Genomic DNA, 19,379 nt, shown 5'->3' on the forward strand with positions numbered 1-19,379 from the left:
TTGATTGCTGAAGAAATATCATGGAAGCTGAACGCTTAAACTCCCTCGAATCCCTGCTCGCCGATCTCACGACTCGCGCGGCTGAACTCCGGAGGTATCTTTGACTTCGATGTGAAGTCAGAGAAACTCGACCAGGTCAACGGTGAACTCGAAGACCCGGATGTCTGGAACGACCAGAAACGCGCCCAGGATCTGGGCAAAGAAAAGAAATCGCTGGAAGCGATTGTCCACACGCTGATCAAGATCGATGCAGAGCTGAACGACGCCCGCGATCTGTTTGAAATGGCGCGTGAAGAAAAAGACGAAGACACCATCGCCGCCATCGAACAGGATGCACAGGAACTGCTGAAGCTGGTCGAAGGCATGGAATTCCGTCGCATGTTCAACAATCCGATGGATGCCAACAACTGCTTTATCGATATCCAGGCTGGTGCCGGCGGTACCGAGGCGCAGGACTGGGCGTCGATGCTGCTGCGCCAATACCTGCGCTATTGCGAACGCAAAGGCTTCAAAGTCGAAATCCTCGAACAATCCGACGGCGAGGTTGCAGGCATCAAAACCGCGACCCTTAAGGTTGAAGGCGACTACGCCTATGGCTTCCTGCGCACCGAAACCGGCGTGCATCGCCTGGTGCGCAAATCGCCGTTCGATTCTGCCAACGGTCGTCACACCTCGTTCTCCAGCTTGTTCGTCTACCCTGAAGTCGACGACTCGATCGAGATCGACATCAATCCGGCCGATGTCCGCATCGACACCTATCGTGCGTCCGGCGCGGGTGGTCAGCACATCAATAAAACCGACTCCGCTGTGCGTCTGACGCACGGTCCGTCCGGCATTGTCGTGCAATGTCAGAACGACCGTTCGCAGCATCGCAACAAAGCCGAAGCATGGGACATGCTGAAAGCCAAACTGTTTGAACTGGAATTGCGCAATCGCATGAGCGAACAGCAAAAGCTGGAAGACTCCAAAACCGACGTCGGCTGGGGCCACCAGATCCGTTCCTACGTACTGGATCAATCCCGCATCAAGGATTTGCGTACCAACTTTGAAACCGGCAATACCAAGGCGGTACTCGACGGCGACATCGACGATTTCATCGCCGCATCGCTGAAGCAAGGCGTATAAGCAGCACCGAGTACCTCCGTCAATAAAACACATTTACATACAGATTGTTGCCTCCCATGACTACGCACAACGACGACGCTGCAGCAGCGCTACCGCAAGACGAAAACAAAATCATCGCCGAGCGCCGCGCCAAGCTGAGCACCTTGCGTGAACAAGGTATCGCGTTCCCGAACGACTTCCGTCCACAACATAAAGCAGCCGACCTGCACGCGCAGTACGACAGCAAGACGCGCGAAGAACTGGAAGCCGAGCCGGTCACCGTGACGCTGGCAGGCCGCATGATGTTGAAACGTGAAGCAGGCAAGAAAGCGGCATTCGCGACATTGCAGGATGCATCCGGACCGAAAGCCGATGGCCGTATCCAGATCTACGCAACACTGGATCTGACCGGTGAAGCGGCGATGGCAGCACTGCATCACTACGATCTGGGCGACATCCTGGGCGTAGTCGGCACCCTGTTCAAAACCAAGACCGACGAATTGACCATCAAGGTCAGCGAACTGCGTTTGCTGACCAAGTCGTTGCGTCCTTTGCCGGATAAATTCCACGGCCTGGCCGATCAGGAAACCAAGTATCGCCAGCGTTACGTCGATCTGATCATGAATGAAGATACACGCCGTACCTTCAAGGCACGTACCGCTGCAATCGCATCGATACGTCGCTTCATGGCGGAGAACGAGTTCATGGAAGTCGAAACGCCTATGCTGCATACGATACCTGGCGGTGCTGCGGCCAAGCCTTTTGTGACGCATCACAATGCGCTCGACATGGAAATGTTCTTGCGTATCGCACCTGAGCTGTACCTGAAACGCCTGGTCGTCGGCGGCTTTGATCGCGTATTTGAAATCAACCGTAACTTCCGCAATGAAGGCGTTTCGATACGCCACAATCCGGAATTCACGATGATGGAATTCTATGCGGCGTACACCGATTACAAATGGCTGATGGACTTCACCGAAGCCGTTATTCGTCAGGCTGCTATCGATGCGCACGGCACTGCAACACTGACCTACGGCGGTCGCGAACTGGATCTGGCCAAGCCATTCCATCGCCTGACCATCGTCGGCGCCATCAATAAATACGCACCGCAATACAGCAACGAACAATTGCATGACGCAGAATTCATCAAGGCTGAACTGAAAAAATTCGGCGTCAAGCCACATGCACATTCCGGCCTCGGCGCACTGCAACTGGCACTGTTTGAAGAAACGGCAGAAGCGCAGCTGTGGGAGCCGACTTACATCATCGACTACCCGGTTGAAGTATCGCCACTGGCACGTGCTTCGGATACCGTCGAAGGCATCACCGAGCGCTTTGAGTTGTTCATGGTTGGTCGTGAAATCGCCAACGGCTTCTCCGAGTTGAATGACGCCGAAGACCAGGCAGCACGCTTCCAGGCACAGGTAGCCGCCAAGGATGCCGGCGATGAAGAAGCAATGTACTACGACGCTGATTACATCCGTGCACTGGAATACGGCATGCCTCCGACCGGCGGCTGCGGTATCGGCATCGATCGCCTGATGATGATCATCACCGACTCGCCGAATATCCGCGATGTGCTGCTGTTCCCGCACTTGCGTCGCGAAGACTAAGTTTCTATCCGAAAACAAAAAAGGACTGCTGCGGCAGTCCTTTTTTTATTGCGAGAAACTAAATGTTGTTTTCAGGTGTGTATCGTTACATAGGCTTACATTTGACACAGGTTTCGGCTTTTTATTTAACTGGTGGCAGGCAATACTGCAGCTACTCGAACAATAACCACTAGCTGGGGGAACCATGGAAACGAACAACACAACTAGTCGCATACACCCGCTGATCGCCGCAGCTGCCGTCGCAGTACTGCTGGTCTGCCTGGTCGGGATCGCCGCAATGACCGGCATGCTGCCCAGCTCAAACAGCTCGGGATCACAAAAAGAAGCGATCGCTGCGCTGGAAAAAGATGCAGCCGATAAAGCTGCTGCAGCACAAGCGGCGGAAGAGCGTGCCGACCAGGCGCGTCGTGAAGCAGATGAACGTCAGGCAGCTGCCGCCAAAGCTACGAAGCAGGCTCAGGCACGTGAAAACGCAAACAATAAGCTGGCACAAGCACCTGCCCAGGTTTGCGGCAACTGCGGTCGCATCGAATCGATACGTAGCGTACAAACTGCAGCCAAACCTAGCGGTGTCGGTATCGTCGGCGGCGCTGTAGTCGGCGGCTTGCTCGGTAACCAGATCGGTAACGGCAACGGCCGCAGCCTGGCAACCGTAGCTGGTGCCGTCGGTGGCGGTTATGCCGGTAACGAAATTGAAAAACATACCCGCACCACCACTACCTATGAAGTGCGCGTGCGTATGGATGATGGCCGTATCCGCACCTTCCCGTACAACAACCCACCTAACTGGAGCAACGGTGATCCGGTTCGTGTAGTAGATGGTTATCTGCGTCCGCGTTAATCCTTGATGGCCATAAAAAAAGCGACCTGCGGGTCGCTTTTTTGTTGTCGGCTGAACCGACCGAAGAAATTATTGCGCTTCTTCTATCCAAGCCATCTGGATTGCTTCGAGGATCTTTTCACCTGAATGATCGGGCGCATCATCAAAACCGTCGAGCTCACAAACCCAGCGATGCAGATCCGTAAAACGTATCGTCAAAGGATCGATATCTGGGAATTTATCGTTCAATTCTTCCGCAATGCGGATGGTATCTGTCCATTTCATCTCAGCTCTCCCGGGAATAAATTTTAGTGATTTTCGCTGGCATGATTAATTGTATAGCGTGGAATCTCGACCACCAGGTCTTCTTCCGCGACGATAGCCTGGCATGACAGACGCGATGACGCCTCCAGCCCCCAGGCCTTGTCCAGCAAATCCTCTTCAGTTTCACCGGCTTCGTTCAACGAAGAAAAGCCTTCGCGCACGATCACGTGGCAAGTCGTGCAGGCGCAGGATTTCTCGCAAGCATGTTCGATATCAATATCGTTTTCCAGCAGGACATCACAGATCGACTTGCCTGCAGGCGCTTCTATCACGGCGCCGTCCGGGCACAAAGCATGGTGGGGAAGAACAACGATTTGGGGCACTTGGTTTACCTCGAAAGTTTAAGTTTTAATGCGCACTGCTTAGCCTGACTACTCTTCATCCACCGGATGAAGGGCGATGTATCAAATCTCGTCCAGTTTCTTGCCGGAAAGCGCAGTCCGCACACTGCGGTCCATACGACGTGCTGCGAATTCTTCCGTACCTTGCGCCAAAGCTTCCACAGCCGCCTTGATCGCATGGTGGTCGCTACCACTGCTGCTTTGCTGCACGGCAGCCAGCAAGCTGGTAACAGACTCGCGTTCCTCATCAGACAACAAGCCGCCATCTTCCGACAGCGCAGATTGTGTAGCCAGTACGATGCGTTCGGCTTCTACCTGCTCTTCGCGCAAGGCACGCAAAGCCATGTCGACATCTGCCGACTTGAATGAATCCTGCAACATCTGAGCAATCTGGTCGTCTTCCAGGCCGTAGGATGGCTTGACGCTGATCGATGCTTCGACGCCGGAACGCAGTTCACGTGCGGAAACAGAGAGCAAGCCATCAGCATCCACCTGATAGGTGACGCGTATGCGTGCCGCACCTGCTGCCATCGGCGGAATGCCGCGCAATTCAAAGCGTGCCAGAGAGCGGCAATCGCTCACCAGTTCACGTTCACCCTGCACGATATGCACCGCCATCGCGGTCTGGCCATCCTTGAAGGTGGTGAATTCCTGCGCACGCGCGCATGGAATGGTCGAGTTACGTGGGATGACTTTTTCCACCAGGCCGCCCATGGTTTCGATACCGAGCGACAAAGGAATCACATCCAGCAACAGCCAGTCGTCGCCTGCTGCACGATTACCAGCCAGCAAATTGGCTTGCACCGCGGCGCCAAGCGCCACGACTTTATCCGGATCAATATTCGCCAGCGGCGTGGCCTGGAAAAACTCACCGACCGCTTTGCGGATATGCGGCATGCGTGTTGCACCACCCACCATCACGACGCCATCGACGTCATCTACGGTCAGGTCAGCATCGCGCAATGCTTTCTTGGTAGGCGTAATGGTCTTCGCCACCAGATGCTGCGTCATTTTGACAAACTCTTCAGCCGTCACTGTCAGATGCACCTCTTCGCCCGAACCCAGCGCCGCGTCTATGCGTGTTTCTGCCTTGGTCGACAGCAATTCTTTCGCTTCACGCGACTTCACCATCAGGACGCTGAGGTCTTCATCGGACAAAGGCGACAGTTTGGCTTGTTCGATGATCCAGCACAGCAGGCGATGGTCGAAATCGTCACCACCCAGTGCGGAATCGCCACCGGTAGACAGGACTTCAAATACGCCCTTGGTCAGTTTGAGTATCGATACGTCGAAGGTACCGCCGCCCAGATCGTAGACTGCGAACACGCCTTCAGAGCCATTATCGAGGCCATAGGCAATCGCAGCTGCCGTCGGCTCATTCAGCAGACGCAAGACGTTCAGACCAGCCAGCTTGGCTGCATCCTTGGTCGCCTGGCGTTGTGCATCATCGAAATACGCGGGCACGGTAATCACCGCACCGACCAGCTCATCGCCCAGCGCATCTTCGGCCTGCTGACGCAAAGTAGCGAGGATCTCAGCCGAAATTTCTACCGGGCTTTTGACACCGGCCACAGTTTTCAACTGCACCATGCCCGGTGTGTCGAGGAAATCGTAAGGCAGGTTTTCGACGTAGGCGATGTCTTTCAAACCACGGCCCATGAAACGCTTGACCGACGCTACCGTGTTTTTTGGATCAGTATTTTGTGCTGCCAGCGCCTTGTAACCGATTTGCGCGTGACCGTTCTTCATGTAGTGCACGACGGACGGCAGCAAGGCGCGCCCTTCTTCATCGGTCAATACTTCAGGAATACTGTTGCGCACTGTCGCGACCAGAGAATTGGTAGTACCGAGATCAATACCGACTGCCAGCCGATGTTGATGCGGCGCAGTAGACATGCCGGGTTCGGCGATTTGAAGAAGAGCCATATTCGTTTGTAACTTATCTCAAGATGGGATGATGGTCATACTCCGGCCATCATCGTTAGCGCGTGATTGCTCGCTACGCGCATTAATCGGTTTTACTGCACTCGATGTACTGCCAAATCAATCCGGCAAGGCATCCAATGCATAAGAAACTTCTTCGGCAAATTTTTCCAGGAACATCAGCTGGCGCACCAGTCCGGCCGCCTGCGTAAAGTCATCGGCATCCAGCAAGGTACTTATTTCGGTTACCGTGGTTTTACGTGCCGCGCGGATTGCGCTGTCCAGTTCGTCCAGCTCATCGCTGCTTTTGTGTGCGCGTGCATCGTCCAGTGCTTCGCGCCACTCCATTTGCTGCATCAGGAATTCAACCGGCATTGCGGTATTGGATTCGACCTGCAGATCGACGCCGTTCAGTTCACACATGTAAGCCGCGCGCTTGAACGGGCTCTTTAGTGTCTGATAGGCCTCATTCGCACGGGTCGCCCACTGCATCGCCACGCGCTTTTCGGCGTCCGACGCATGCGCAAACTTATCAGGGTGAACCTGACCCTGCACGCTGTGATACGCACCATCCAGTGCCTTCAGGTCGACGGCAAAGCGCTGCGGCAGGTGGAAGAGTTCGAAGTGATTTTGCATTCTTGTGCGCTGGCTATGGGCTGGCTTTTAGTGCGATGCAATTCGTCGCATCATGGAATACTCAGGGAATATCCGGTTTATTAAATAAAAAAGCCTGCGCACATTCGACAGGCTCTCTCTAAAGAAGGCATTCCTGCCGGAGCGCACATGCTCCTGCAGCCAGCGATCAAATACGGAAGCTTTCGCCGCAACCGCATTCATCCTTGACGTTCGGATTGCGGAATTTAAAACCTTCGTTCAGACCTTCACGTGCGAAGTCCAGCTCGGTACCGTCGATGTACGGCAAGCTTTTCGGATCGACAAAGACTTTGATGCCATGCGATTCAAACACGCTATCTTCATTGGCGCTTTCGTCCACATATTCCAGCTTGTAGGCCAGACCGGAACAACCGGTCGTGCGCACGCCGAAACGAAGGCCGATACCCTTGCCGCGCCGTTCCATGTAGCGAGTAATGTGCTTCGCTGCTTTTTCAGTCAGTGTAATTGCCATGATCTTTGCTCTAAAAGATTGTCCGGACTGTGCCACGCGCATCCGCAAGGACACGCGTCGCACAGACGCTTAAACAAGCTTAAGCCGCTTCTTTCGATTCAGCTACGCCGTGCTTGGTTTTGTAATCCAGCACTGCAGCCTTGATCGCATCTTCTGCCAGAATCGAGCAGTGAATCTTGACTGGCGGCAAAGCCAGTTCTTCCGCGATTTGCGTGTTCTTGATCGACATTGCCTGATCCAGGGTTTTGCCTTTGACCCATTCGGTCACCAGCGACGACGAAGCAATCGCCGAGCCGCAGCCGTAGGTTTTGAACTTGGCATCCTGGATCACGCCGTCAGCGCCGACCTTGATTTGCAATTTCATTACATCGCCGCAAGCCGGCGCACCGACCATGCCGGTACCGATGGTTTCATCGCCTTTGTCGAAGGCACCCACGTTACGTGGATTTTCGTAGTGATCGAGAACTTTGTCTGAGTAAGCCATTTTGATACTCCTTGTTAAGCCTAATTCCTGCCATTCAGCGACAGGAACGAGAACGATATTAGTGCGCTGCCCATTGGATCGTGCTGATATCGATCCCGTCTTTATACATATCCCACAGCGGCGACAATTCGCGCAGCTTGTTGACTTTTTCCTTGATCAGCTTGATCGTGAAATCCACGTCCTCTTCCGTCGTAAAGCGACCGAAAGTGAAACGAATCGAGCTGTGTGCCAATTCATCGCTGCGACCCAGCGCTCTCAATACATAAGATGGTTCCAGACTGGCCGAAGTACAAGCCGAACCTGAAGAAACAGCCAGATCCTTGATCGCCATGATCAGCGACTCGCCTTCAACGTAGTTGAAGCTGACGTTGAGGTTATGCGGTACGCGGTGATCCATATCGCCGTTGATATAGACTTCTTCCATATCCATCAGGCCTTTGGCCAGACGGTCGCGCAAACCCTTGATACGGACGAGTTCTTCATCCATTTCTTCGCGTGCAATACGGAAAGCTTCGCCCATGCCGACGATCTGGTGGGTAGCCAGCGTGCCCGAACGCAAGCCGCGCTCGTGGCCACCGCCGTGCATTTGCGCTTCGATACGGACGCGTGGTTTGCGACGTACGTACAAGGCACCGATACCTTTAGGACCGTAGGTTTTGTGTGCAGTAAATGTCATCAGGTCGACTTTGGATTTTTCCAGGTCGATCTTCACTTTGCCGGTTGCCTGTGCAGCGTCGCAATGGAAGATGATGCCCTTGCTGCGGCACAATTCGCCGATTTCATCGATAGGCTGAATCACTCCGATTTCATTGTTGACCAGCATCACGGAAACCAGGATGGTGTCAGGGCGGATCGCTTCAGCCAATTGCTCGATGGTGATCAGGCCGTTGTCTTGTGGTTGCAGATAAGTTGCTTCAAAACCCTGGCGCTCCAGTTCACGCACGGTATCCAGCACAGCCTTGTGCTCGGTCTTTACCGTGATGATGTGCTTGCCCTTGGTCTTATAAAATTGTGCTGCGCCCTTGAGTGCGAGGTTGTTGCCTTCCGTTGCGCCCGAAGTCCAGATGATTTCACGTGGGTCAGCGTTGACCAGTGCAGCGACTTGCTCACGCGCATCCTCAACTGCCTTCTCAGCCGTCCAGCCATACATATGGCTGCGCGAAGCCGGATTGCCGAACTGCTCACGCAGGTACGGAATCATTTTGTCAGCGACCCGTGGATCGATAGGCGTAGTCGCCGAATAATCCATATAAATCGGGAAATGCGGCGCCTTGATCGTATCAATCAGGCTTTTGTCTAACGGGGCGTTCATCTTTTAAGCTCCAATAATCAAACGGCTGCGTGGTTGCGGTGCACAACCACCACGCATTGTTCAGAAATCTTTTGTTTTTGCTGGTCAACCAAATCTTTTAACGACACAGAATCGAGATAATCCACCATTTTCGCATTTAGCGTTGCCCACAGGTCGTGCGTCATGCAGCGGCCACCGTGTTCATGCTCAGGGCTGTGGCAGTTTTCCTTGCCACCGCACTGTGTTGCGTCCAGAGGTTCATCGACGGCAATAATGATGTCTGCCACCGTCACGTCTTCTGCACGACGTGCCAGGTTGTAACCACCACCTGGTCCGCGCACGGACTCAACGATCTCATGACGGCGCAACTTGCCAAACAACTGCTCCAGATACGACAGCGAAATCTCTTGTCGCTGGCTGATTCCGGCGAGCGTGACCGGACCATTGTCCTGGCGCAATGCCAAGTCAATCATTGCTGTTACAGCAAAACGTCCTTTAGTCGTCAAACGCATGAATCTTGCCTCCAGTGATCAACAGGAATGAATAAACCGAGTGGTTGATCGATTCACTCAAGTATAACAAACTTGACTGAATCTGTCAGGTACCCGCTTTTTCCAATTTGCCGGGATACAACAAGGCTTTCCCGCCAACATTTCCAAGTCGATATTTTATAAGTCACCTGGCCTGACAACATTGACCAGCGTCACTAAGCCGGATATTGCATCGCAGAAAAATCAGGTTTTTATGCACCAGCAAATGGCCGCGTGATAGCCAGCCAGACGCATGCAAACCCGGGCCGCAACCGACCCCGAATCGCCAAATCCATCTCAAATATCATTAACTCAATGCACCATTTGAATGATTATTCAATCAATTTAACTGGGTTTTCCAGAGCAAAGCCAAAAACATCAGCAATAGAAGGAAACGCATTTCACCATGGCTTATTACAAATATGACTTTGAACGAATATTCAATTTATAATTGACCCTTCGTTAATTGACTGAAACTTCGTTTCGATATCTGCAATGGCCACACGCATTTCCAAGACCCCGCAATCGCCTACCCAAAAAGCCGATAAAAAACGAATCGAAGTCCTCAAGGCAGCCGGCAAATGCTTCCGCAAAACCGGCTTCCACCAAACTTCCATGCAGCAAATCTGTGCTGAAACCGGCCTCGGTCCGGGTGCGGTGTATCGTTATTTCACTGGCAAGGAAGCCATCATTGAAGCGATGGTGGAAGATGAGCGCCGCCAGACCCGCGCCATGCTGCTGCAGATGCGCGATGCCGAATCACTACAACAAGCACTGAACAACACCACTCGGCTGTTTGCGGAACGGTATCGCGCAGGCGGCGACGCCAGCCTGATGACGGAAGTCTATGCAGAAGGTATGCGCAGTAAACGCGTAGGCACGGTGTTGCGCAAGATAGAAGCGGAATGGATCATGGGCCTGACCAACCTGTTGCGGGTTGCGCAGGCACGCGGACAAATGGATGCTTCACTGGATGCAGCGCAAACAGCCTTGTTCCTGACCGGGATGTGGGATGGGATGGTGATACGCCAGCATTTCCACGCGCATGATGATCAGCACGCGTTACCAGCGTTCTTTGAAACCATGATTTCGCGTCTGCTGACACGTGAAAGCAAACCGGAAAAACCAGGCAAAGCTGCAGCGACGCAAGCCAATGCCGCCACTCCGGCGCATGAAGCTAAAGAGCTGGCAGAAGCTACCGACCTGCGCCAGCTCAGCCTGATTTAAAACAACGCTATTTCTGCAATAAATGCATAGGGCCAAACAGGTCCTGCATCACCGCATTCGCGATAAAGCTCAGGTTATACGGGTGCTCGGAAACCTTCTTCGGGAAGCGCCCACTCTCAGGCAAAGCCTCCAGTTGCACCGCAATCTTGCCCCACAGGACCAGTGTCGGCGCAGCCTGACCTGCATGTTGCCCATGATCTGCCAAAGCGGCCAGCACCGTTTGCAGGAACGGCAACCAGGCTTTCGCATCCTTGACCGGCGCCACGTGGGCGCGGAATACCAGCGACGCATTCAGCAAGAGGAAGCCGTGCTGGGTCAGCTTGCCCTGCAACTCAGGCAAAGTCTGGATCACTTTAGTCGGTGCCGCCTGTGCCTTCTGCGATACACCCGCCAAAGCATCGCCAGTAGTCTGCTCTACCGCCAGCTGACCATCCGCGACCAGCAGCATTTTCATGAAATTGCGCAGCGAAGTGGCGCGATTGACCTGCTTGGACAAACCTTTGTCCGACCACAGCGACGACACCGCACCGTCCATAAAACAAACCCCGGTCGCACTATCCGGACGTGGATAAGGCCCCTCGCCCACCAATACATAACGCACAGCAGCCAGCGGCTGCTTGAAAGCAGCAAACAGACGACCGCCATTCGGCAGGAAATCATCACCGGCCAGCGCAGGCAAATAATCGGGAGCCGCTTGATGGACTGCTTGCAGACCAGCCAGCAGAGTAGGACGCCAGGATGCGTCAGCGGCATCCAGCATGGCAATAAAGGTAGGAGGAATTGTGTGCGACATAGCTTGATAGCGAGCGGGCGAAAGCAGCGATTGTAGCTGCTAGTTCGCCCGACACAAGCCTAAATCGCTATTGATTACCCGCCAGCGGTGTGACGTTATCAGCACCCGGCGCGCCGAACAGCTGCTCCTTGAGGATGCGCAATTGATCCCGCATCTGCGCTGCCTTTTCAAACTCCAGGTTCTTCGCGTGCACCAGCATTTGTTTTTCCAGGCGCTTGATTTCCTTGCTGACCTGCTTCTCGCTCATCGCCTCATACTTGGCGTGCTCTTGCGCTACCTGCAACTCGAGACGCGCTTCCTGCGGACTGTAGACGCCATCTATCAACTCACGGATATTCTTTTTAATACCCATAGGCGTGATGTTATTGGCGGCATTGAAAGCAATTTGCTTGGCGCGGCGCCGCTCGGTTTCATCAATGGCGCGGCGCATGGAGTCAGTCACCTTGTCGCCATACAGTATCGCCATCCCGCTCAGGTTACGTGCGGCACGACCTATGGTCTGGATCAGGCTGCGCTCGGAACGCAAAAAGCCTTCCTTATCCGCATCCAGGATCGCCACCAGAGACACTTCCGGCAAATCAAGCCCTTCGCGCAACAAGTTAATCCCGACCAGGACGTCGAACGTACCCAGGCGCAAATCGCGGATGATCTCGACCCGCTCGACCGTATCGATATCGCTGTGCAGGTAACGCACTTTGACGCCGTTATCCGTCAGGAACTCGGTCAATTGCTCGGCCATACGCTTGGTCAGCGTGGTCACCAGTACGCGCTCATTCTTCTTCACGCGATCGGTAATCTCCGACATCAGATCATCCACCTGGGTCGATGCCGGGCGCACGCTGATAATAGGATCAACCAGTCCGGTAGGACGCACCACCTGCTCGACCACCTGGTCGGCATGCGTATTCTCATAGTCGGCAGGCGTCGCCGAGACGAACACCATCTGCCGCATCTTGCCTTCGAACTCATCAAAGCGCAGTGGGCGGTTATCCAGTGCCGACGGCAAACGGAAACCGTAATCGACCAGGTTTGTTTTACGCGCCCGGTCACCGTTATACATACCGTTGAGCTGCCCCATCAGGACATGCGACTCATCCATAAACATCAGCGCATCCGGCGGCAAATAATCCACCAGCGTCGGCGGCGGATCACCGGCCTTGGCGCCACTCAGGTGACGTGAATAGTTTTCGATGCCTTTGGTAAAACCAATTTCCTGCATCATTTCCAGGTCGAAACGGGTACGCTGCTCGAGACGCTGCTCTTCCACCAGTTTGCTTTCCTGACGGAAGAATTCCAGGCGCTCACGCAGCTCATCCTTAATCGTTTCAATGGCGCGCAGCACGGTGGCGCGCGGCGTCACGTAATGCGAACCAGGGTAAACGGTAAAACGCGGGATCTTTTGTTTGACGCGGCCAGTCAACGGATCAAACAGCTGTAAACTTTCAATCTCATCATCGAACATCTCCAGTCGAATCGCCAATTCGGCATGTTCAGCCGGGAAGATATCGATGGTGTCGCCACGCACACGGAAGGTGCCGCGACCAAAATCGACCTCGTTGCGCGTGTATTGCATGGCGATCAGGCGCGCAATCACATCTCGCTGGCTGACCTTGTCCTTGGCGCGCAGGGTCAGGATCATCTGGTGGTATTCGCTCGGGTTACCGATACCGTAAATCGCCGAAACCGTCGCAATAATCACTACATCGCGCCGCTCCATCAGCGATTTGGTGCAGGACAGGCGCATCTGCTCGATGTGCTCATTGATGGACGAATCTTTCTCAATGAACAAGTCGCGCTGCGGTACGTATGCTTCCGGCTGGTAATAATCGTAGTAACTGACGAAGTACTCGACCGCGTTTTCCGGGAAAAACTCGCGGAATTCACTATATAACTGCGCCGCCAGCGTCTTGTTTGGCGCAAACACGATGGCCGGACGCCCCATGCGGGCGATCACGTTAGCAACTGTATAAGTCTTGCCGGAGCCGGTTACCCCCAGCAGTGTCTGGTAAAACAGGCCGTCTTCGATGCCCTCGGCCAATTTCGCGATTGCGGTCGGCTGATCCCCGGCCGGCGGGAACGGCTGATGCAGGCGAAACGGGGAGTTCGGGAAGGTAACGATTTTCGATTCGTCAACTGGATTGGAAACCTGGGATAAATCAGCCATTTAAATCCGACCTTTGGTAAAATAGTGAGTCGCATTTCCCGCAAGACTTTTGGCCTTGCGCTTCATACAACCCGTCTGCAACACCACCGTTTGCAGCTAACTTTTGATGTTATCACGATGAACGCACCTCTTCCTGCTTCGCTCCTCAACGCCATCGAAATGGCGCCCCGTGACCCGATTCTTGGTATTACCGAAGCATTCAATGCAGACAAGAATCCAAACAAAATCAATCTTGGTGTCGGCGTATACAACGACGACAACGGTAAGTTGCCGCTGCTGGAATGCGTACGTAAAGCCGAAGTGCTGCTGGCAGAAAAACTGTCGCCACGCGGTTACCTGCCTATCGACGGCCTGGCTGCTTACGATAAAGCAGTACAAGAACTCGTATTTGGTGCCGATAGCGCAGTAGTCAAGGAAAAACGTGCAGTGACCGCGCAGGCAATCGGCGGCACCGGCGCATTGAAACTCGGCGCTGACTTCCTGAAACGCTTCGCACCAAACGCACAAGTCTGGATCAGCGATCCAAGCTGGGAAAACCACCGCGCATTGTTTGAGTCGGCTGGTTTCGTAGTTAACAACTACCCATACTACGACGCAGCAACCCGCGGCGTGAACTTCAGCGGCATGCTGGACACCCTGAACGCGATCCCAAGCGGCTCCATCGTTCTGTTGCACGCTTGCTGCCACAACCCGACCGGCGCAGACCTGACCGACGCACAATGGGCGCAAGTCATTGAAGTCGTATTGAAACGCGGCCTGATTCCATTCCTCGACATGGCTTACCAGGGCTTTGGCGACGGCATCGAATCCGACGGCAAAGTAGTTCGTCAATTCGCAGAAGCTGGCGGCCCGGTATTCGTTTCGAACTCCTTCTCCAAATCGTTCTCGCTGTACGGCGAACGTGTAGGCGCATTGAGCATCGTTGCAGTCAGCGCAGAAGAAGCAGCACGCGTCCTGTCGCAATTGAAACGCGTCATCCGCACCAACTACTCCAACCCACCTATCCACGGCGGCCAGGTCGTTGCGACCGCACTGGCAACACCAGAACTGCGTGCACTGTGGGAACAAGAGCTCGCTGACATGCGCGTACGTATCCGTGACATGCGTCAAGCGTTCGTACAGAAGTTGAAAGAGCAAGCACCAGCGCACAACTTCGATTTCGTTATTCAACAACGCGGCATGTTCTCGTACTCTGGCCTGACCAAAGAACAAGTCAACCGCCTGCGTGACGAATACTCGATCTACGCTATCGACACCGGTCGTATCTGCGTCGCAGCTTTGAACACACGCAACATCGATTACGTCGTTGGCGCGATCGCGAAAGTCATTTAATACGTAGTAGTAAAAGCGCGATAAATATTTTTGCAAAAAACAAAGAAATTTATCGCGAAAGCTTTGACAAGTGAGAGTTCTTGATACATAATCTCTCCTCTGTTCCCTGATAGCTCAGTCGGTAGAGCGACGGACTGTTAATCCGCAGGTCCCTGGTTCGAGTCCAGGTCGGGGAGCCATCAGAATTAGTAGTAGGAAATCAAGGGGTTATCGATAAATTCGATAACCCCTTTTTCTTTGTACTATGAACCATTTCTCTTATCTCTTAACTTTTCTGGCAGTGTGACTACAAGATAACTTGTGGTCTCTCGCGTTTCGGAATTCGTTAAGCTGTAATGTTCTATTGCGCCTTCCCTTATTTCTAAATCACGACGAATCAACTTAGGAGCTTTTTCTCCTCGACTCTTTAGATCTGTAGCCATTTTAAGATCGCGATACCTGACACCTCTGTCACCCTCAAAAGCCATTGTGTGATCAAAATCACCGTCGTATATTTTTGCCGGAATACCTTGAGGGAAAGTCTTGCACTTCTTTTTCGACAATTGGTAGTGATCGCATTTTAAACACTGGATCTTAGTCAATGGCACAGTTCCCTTCTATCACTGCTTTAAGTTGAGCACATTGAGAATTAATTTCTCAATGGTGCCGTATACAAAGTTGAATGAACTACGGTCACCCGTTGGGTGACTCTATATTAGCGCGGGACTAATTCAGGGGAGCAGGTCAAAGACTCTATGTATTAGAGAAATAGTAACTTGATCGAATAAAATCGAATGCAAGAGTACAAATTCAGATGCATCGGTTAATGCTAAAAAATTCACGCCTTTACCAATAGGGAAACACGCATCAAAAAAACGAAAGTTTGAAACTGGAAATTATTAATAGAAAACTACTCAATCGGAGTCGCTATGCCTTCATCACCATCTTTACAGGACACATGCTTAACTCTGGTAGAGATTTGGTACCTACGCGATGGCAATGAATTCAACGGATTACCATTGCAGACTTTGTGTACTACCTTAGAGAAAAATTGGATCGATCTTAGGAGCGCTGTTATTGCACTGGTCAAACAGAATGACGTCAATTTATTGTGGGAAAACATCAGTGAAAACCCCCACATAAATCGATTAGGCTTTCCGCCGAAAGATCAGCAAATCGAATACCTCCTCAGTGCAATACCCCCTCTTCATCATGCATGTCTTTATCCTAGTAATAAAGTGCTACAAAAAGAAGTAAGCATCAAGGAATATATAGGCTGCCCGTATGTACTAGAAATGGCATACGGTGCGGCGCAGTTAGACTTTAAAACATTTGATTTACATGTTCTTGAAACTTACAGAAATGATCCACGATATCGGTACGACTGTTCAGATATCGGTGGGTCCATTTCGTTTACTACCGATGAATCTGGCGAGTGTGGAATTGCGAAGTCGGATCAAATCTTTCTAAAAACTTTTGGATTTGCCTATGATGACGATAAAAATAGAGTAGTTTGTGTATTCCTTCGATACCTTAGCAAACTTTCACCTGAGCACCAGCAAATCTGGAAAGCCAGAGAGGTTCATGGCTCTTATAAGCTCCATCCGGATTATTACAAAACATCTATTCTTGGTCATTGGCCGGATTATGTTTCCTTGTTCGATGCATTTGGTATGGAACTACGACTCATAAACCAAATGACTATTGCAGTCTCTGGCAAGCCTATGTTTAAGTTAGATTTTGGTGAGAATGGAGAAAATAGGCCCAAAAAATTTGCTCATCTTCTTCGCCCCACTTCCGAGGAATTCCATGCCTTTGCTCTTTTGCTTGACAAACTTTTGAGCGACAACTTATCTAAAGATTTTTTTCAAGGCGTTATTTCACTCGAAGAAGAAGTAGTACGTAAAGACGGAAAAATAGAAGTAAGAAACAAAGGTACGATTACTCTGCTCGATGAGTACATCAGAAAGAACATCAAGGCTACGGATTGGGAGCCACTGGTAGATTGCATCACTGCATTGAAGACCATAAGAAAGATAAGACAACGACCAGCTCACGCTGTCGATGAAGATAAGTTTGATCTCGAATTCATCAAAAAACAAAGAAATCTCGCGCTTCAAGGATATGAAGTTCTAAGCTTTATCCGAAACATATTTGAGCGCCATCCAGCTGTAATACGTGCTGGAATAAAAGTACCTCAACCACTAGCCGATGAGAATATTTGGCTTATTTAATGTGGAGTTTGATGACTAGCGTTACTCCCGAAATACTTTGAGCGCTACCAATAAAAAATCCCCGAATATTCGGGGATTTTTTATTCATTCAAAAACTATTATGCATGCGCGATAACATTTAAATCCAGACCTAGTGCACGGGTCAGTTTCACCACAGTGTCATAACGTGGCTTTGCACCAGGTGTGAGTGCTTTATAGAGACTCTCGCGGCCAAGGCCTGCTTTTTCCGCAACACTAGCGATGCCTTTCGCTTTGATGACGTTGCTAAGAGCAATCATTAATGCATCAGTTTCGCCTTCTTCAATGGCAGCATTTATATAGGCAGCAATTGCCTCTTCGCTATCAAGAAATTTAGCGGTGTCGAATGCTCCGATTTTAGTAACCATGATTATTTCTGCTCCTTTTGGATTTCTTCCCACATTACTTTCGCACGCTTGATGTCGGCCTTTTGCGATGTTTTATCGCCGCCATTCAACAAGAGATAGACCACACGGCCTTCGCGTACGTAATAAACCCGATATCCGGGGCCAAAATCAATTTTCATTTCCGATATCCCATCACCTACAGGTTCTGAGTCACCAAAATTCCCGCACTTTACGCGGTCAATACGGGCTAATATTTTTGCCCTGGCAATCAAATCCTTTAAGGATGCGAGCCAATCGTCGAATTCTTCTGTGCTGTGAATGTCATTCATTAGAGAACATAGTATCCGATTGGATACATAAATCAAGGAATAATTACAGATTCGCAAATTGCATTTTTGCAACATCGTGGTTATTGCAATACAGTTCCAATGGGCCTCACAATTCTCTTGAATAAAAAGCAACCAAGATGTGCGTTAATCGTACGCCCAATTGCGAGTACTACACGAACCGATATTTCCACCAGCAATATTGAGGTTTCTTGACTCAAGCAGCCCGGCATGCAGAGAGACGTTTGGGTAAAAGGACAACTAGACTAACGAGTAGTCTGGTTCGGGGCAAGAAATGTTCGGGGAGCCACAGAATATGAAGGGCCTAGTTGAAAAACTAGGCCCTTTTCTTTTGTCCGAACGCGGCAGTACAAAACTGGCTTTTAGTTCGCAGCTTCTAGCCTCCTCCTCCCCAAGCACACTTCATTGTTACCGCACATCGCATGTCCCATGATCTGGGGATGGCAGGATGACAGAGTTCGTGTGAAACTTCGCCTCGCCAGATGTAACGTCCAAACACGACTATTTGGTATTGCGTCGGTTGGATCAGCGTTTCCCGGCTTGTCACTCCACTTCCATTTCCTTCACATGAAAAAAACAATCCTTCAGTTGTTTGCAATATCCGTTTTGATATCCCTCACGCTATCCGCGCATGCAAAGGAAGAGAGCCGGCTCCCTGATCAAGGGATTGAACGCCTGACTCAGGATGGAAATGCCACCTATGCTGTTACACCGATCTTTAGTCAAATCCTCCTACATTTACGTCCCAAAGGCTTTACCGATGTATTTGAAGATATCAACCCCAGGGGATACATACGGGAAGCAGTACTGCAGGGCGAAACGCTGAACAACTGGACGCAAATGATTACGCTTACAGGCGTAAAAGATCTTGCGTTAAATCGCGATATCACACCCAGGCAAATGACCCACTCGGTAGGGCAGCGTTTTTATGCGGCTTGCCCCAACTCTTTTACTGCTTTCGCATTACCACCACAAAAATTTAGCGGACATGACGCTTTCGCTGCTGTCTACGGATGTGGAAAGTCACCCACGGCGTTCGGGGAAAAAAGTGAAACAACATTGGTGATCTCGATCAAAGGCTTGCGGGACTATTACGCCATTCAGTGGGCGGAAAGAAATGATCCTTCCGATACACCCATCCCGGCAGATCAAGTGAAATGGACGGAACGAATGAACGCCTTGTTGCCTGTCCGCCTTTGCAACAACACACCGAATGACAAGACTGCTTATGCTCGCTGCCTGGACAACAAGGAATAAGCATTTAGCGAGACGGCAAGGTGATACCGTACACAAGCACTTTAATTAAGACTTGAATAAACGACGCTACAGAAAAACAAATACGCCGTCTGATGCACAAATCAGTGACACTCGCGCTCATCTCT

The 19,379-nt window shown here is 51.6% G+C and carries 20 protein-coding genes and 1 tRNA gene; 8 read left to right on the forward strand and 13 right to left on the reverse strand.

Going from position 1 to position 19,379, the window contains the following annotated elements; all coding sequences use genetic code 11:
* Nucleotides 1–20 precede the first annotated feature (20 nt).
* From prfB to DBR37_RS14645, 3 genes are all read left to right on the forward strand, one after another.
* Nucleotides 21–1,125 (forward strand): peptide chain release factor 2 gene (gene prfB, locus DBR37_RS14635; RefSeq protein ID WP_124575215.1). Its coding sequence is split into 2 segments (ribosomal slippage): nucleotides 21–101 and nucleotides 103–1,125, totalling 1,104 coding nucleotides; the frame shifts between segments, so codons are not numbered across the junction.
* A 56-nt stretch (nucleotides 1,126–1,181) separates the two neighbouring features.
* Nucleotides 1,182–2,717 (forward strand): lysine--tRNA ligase, encoded by a 1,536-nt coding sequence (gene lysS / locus DBR37_RS14640; RefSeq protein WP_124575216.1) that lies wholly within the window; start codon nucleotides 1,182–1,184, stop codon nucleotides 2,715–2,717.
* A 184-nt stretch (nucleotides 2,718–2,901) separates the two neighbouring features.
* Complete coding sequence (locus DBR37_RS14645; protein WP_124575217.1) at nucleotides 2,902–3,558, forward strand: glycine zipper 2TM domain-containing protein; 657 nt, start codon at nucleotides 2,902–2,904, stop codon at nucleotides 3,556–3,558.
* A 69-nt stretch (nucleotides 3,559–3,627) separates the two neighbouring features.
* Here the strand turns inward: DBR37_RS14645 and iscX are convergent, their stop codons facing one another.
* The 8 genes from iscX to iscR form a co-directional block, all read right to left on the reverse strand.
* The gene (gene iscX, locus DBR37_RS14650; RefSeq protein WP_076591809.1) at nucleotides 3,628–3,822 is read right to left on the reverse strand and encodes a Fe-S cluster assembly protein IscX; all 195 of its coding nucleotides are present in this window, start codon (nucleotides 3,820–3,822) and stop codon (nucleotides 3,628–3,630) included.
* Nucleotides 3,823–3,845: 23 nt separating this feature from the next.
* A complete protein-coding gene (fdx, locus tag DBR37_RS14655) occupies nucleotides 3,846–4,184 on the reverse strand; it encodes an ISC system 2Fe-2S type ferredoxin (protein ID WP_124575218.1) in 339 nt (112 codons plus the stop codon).
* 81 nt (nucleotides 4,185–4,265) lie between these two features.
* Nucleotides 4,266–6,128 (reverse strand): Fe-S protein assembly chaperone HscA, encoded by a 1,863-nt coding sequence (gene hscA, locus DBR37_RS14660; protein ID WP_124575219.1) that lies wholly within the window; start codon nucleotides 6,126–6,128, stop codon nucleotides 4,266–4,268.
* Nucleotides 6,129–6,245: 117 nt separating this feature from the next.
* Entirely contained in the window at nucleotides 6,246–6,761 is a 516-nt protein-coding gene (gene hscB, locus DBR37_RS14665; protein WP_124575220.1) for a Fe-S protein assembly co-chaperone HscB, read from the reverse strand.
* A gap of 166 nt (nucleotides 6,762–6,927) precedes the next feature.
* Nucleotides 6,928–7,251: an iron-sulfur cluster assembly protein IscA gene (iscA, locus tag DBR37_RS14670; protein ID WP_012079111.1), complete on the reverse strand. Its 324-nt coding sequence runs from the start codon at nucleotides 7,249–7,251 to the stop codon at nucleotides 6,928–6,930.
* Between the two features lie 79 nt (nucleotides 7,252–7,330).
* On the reverse strand, nucleotides 7,331–7,735 hold the full coding sequence (gene iscU / locus DBR37_RS14675; protein WP_012079110.1) for a Fe-S cluster assembly scaffold IscU: 405 nt from the start codon (nucleotides 7,733–7,735) through the stop codon (nucleotides 7,331–7,333).
* Nucleotides 7,736–7,793: 58 nt separating this feature from the next.
* Nucleotides 7,794–9,047: an IscS subfamily cysteine desulfurase gene (locus DBR37_RS14680; RefSeq protein ID WP_124575221.1), complete on the reverse strand. Its 1,254-nt coding sequence runs from the start codon at nucleotides 9,045–9,047 to the stop codon at nucleotides 7,794–7,796.
* A gap of 17 nt (nucleotides 9,048–9,064) precedes the next feature.
* Nucleotides 9,065–9,538: a Fe-S cluster assembly transcriptional regulator IscR gene (gene iscR, locus DBR37_RS14685; protein ID WP_012079108.1), complete on the reverse strand. Its 474-nt coding sequence runs from the start codon at nucleotides 9,536–9,538 to the stop codon at nucleotides 9,065–9,067.
* Between the two features lie 513 nt (nucleotides 9,539–10,051).
* On the opposite strand from iscR, the gene DBR37_RS14690 reads away from it, so the two are divergent.
* The gene (locus DBR37_RS14690) at nucleotides 10,052–10,783 is read left to right on the forward strand and encodes a TetR/AcrR family transcriptional regulator (protein WP_124575222.1); all 732 of its coding nucleotides are present in this window, start codon (nucleotides 10,052–10,054) and stop codon (nucleotides 10,781–10,783) included.
* A 7-nt stretch (nucleotides 10,784–10,790) separates the two neighbouring features.
* On the opposite strand, the gene DBR37_RS14695 is transcribed toward DBR37_RS14690, so the two are convergent.
* On the reverse strand, nucleotides 10,791–11,576 hold the full coding sequence (locus tag DBR37_RS14695) for a uracil-DNA glycosylase (protein WP_124575223.1): 786 nt from the start codon (nucleotides 11,574–11,576) through the stop codon (nucleotides 10,791–10,793).
* Between the two features lie 67 nt (nucleotides 11,577–11,643).
* Nucleotides 11,644–13,740 carry an excinuclease ABC subunit UvrB gene (gene uvrB, locus DBR37_RS14700; RefSeq protein ID WP_124575224.1) on the reverse strand — a complete coding sequence of 699 codons (2,097 nt, stop codon included), beginning with the start codon at nucleotides 13,738–13,740 and terminating at the stop codon, nucleotides 11,644–11,646.
* Between the two features lie 117 nt (nucleotides 13,741–13,857).
* Here uvrB and DBR37_RS14705 point away from each other — a divergent pair, with 117 nt between their 5' ends.
* Nucleotides 13,858–15,072, forward strand: a complete 1,215-nt coding sequence (locus tag DBR37_RS14705; RefSeq protein WP_124575225.1) for an amino acid aminotransferase — start codon at nucleotides 13,858–13,860, stop codon at nucleotides 15,070–15,072.
* Nucleotides 15,073–15,175: 103 nt separating this feature from the next.
* A tRNA-Asn gene (locus tag DBR37_RS14710) sits at nucleotides 15,176–15,251 on the forward strand.
* Nucleotides 15,252–15,314: 63 nt separating this feature from the next.
* Here the strand turns inward: DBR37_RS14710 and DBR37_RS14715 are convergent.
* Nucleotides 15,315–15,653 (reverse strand): hypothetical protein, encoded by a 339-nt coding sequence (locus DBR37_RS14715; RefSeq protein WP_124575226.1) that lies wholly within the window; start codon nucleotides 15,651–15,653, stop codon nucleotides 15,315–15,317.
* Nucleotides 15,654–15,980: 327 nt separating this feature from the next.
* Between DBR37_RS14715 and DBR37_RS14720 the strand changes: the two genes are divergently transcribed.
* Nucleotides 15,981–17,285 carry an AAA family ATPase gene (locus tag DBR37_RS14720; protein WP_124575227.1) on the forward strand — a complete coding sequence of 435 codons (1,305 nt, stop codon included), beginning with the start codon at nucleotides 15,981–15,983 and terminating at the stop codon, nucleotides 17,283–17,285.
* 98 nt (nucleotides 17,286–17,383) lie between these two features.
* Here DBR37_RS14720 and DBR37_RS14725 read toward each other — a convergent pair whose 3' ends face one another.
* A complete protein-coding gene (locus DBR37_RS14725) occupies nucleotides 17,384–17,671 on the reverse strand; it encodes an addiction module antidote protein (RefSeq protein ID WP_124575228.1) in 288 nt (95 codons plus the stop codon).
* A gap of 2 nt (nucleotides 17,672–17,673) precedes the next feature.
* Nucleotides 17,674–17,979 carry a type II toxin-antitoxin system RelE/ParE family toxin gene (locus DBR37_RS14730; protein WP_124575229.1) on the reverse strand — a complete coding sequence of 102 codons (306 nt, stop codon included), beginning with the start codon at nucleotides 17,977–17,979 and terminating at the stop codon, nucleotides 17,674–17,676.
* Nucleotides 17,980–18,564: 585 nt separating this feature from the next.
* Between DBR37_RS14730 and DBR37_RS14735 the strand changes: the two genes are divergently transcribed.
* On the forward strand, nucleotides 18,565–19,254 hold the full coding sequence (locus DBR37_RS14735; protein WP_148089229.1) for a hypothetical protein: 690 nt from the start codon (nucleotides 18,565–18,567) through the stop codon (nucleotides 19,252–19,254).
* Nucleotides 19,255–19,379 lie beyond the last annotated feature (125 nt).

This window comes from Herminiimonas sp. KBW02, from assembly GCF_003852535.1.
Classification (GTDB): domain Bacteria; phylum Pseudomonadota; class Gammaproteobacteria; order Burkholderiales; family Burkholderiaceae_D; genus Oxalicibacterium.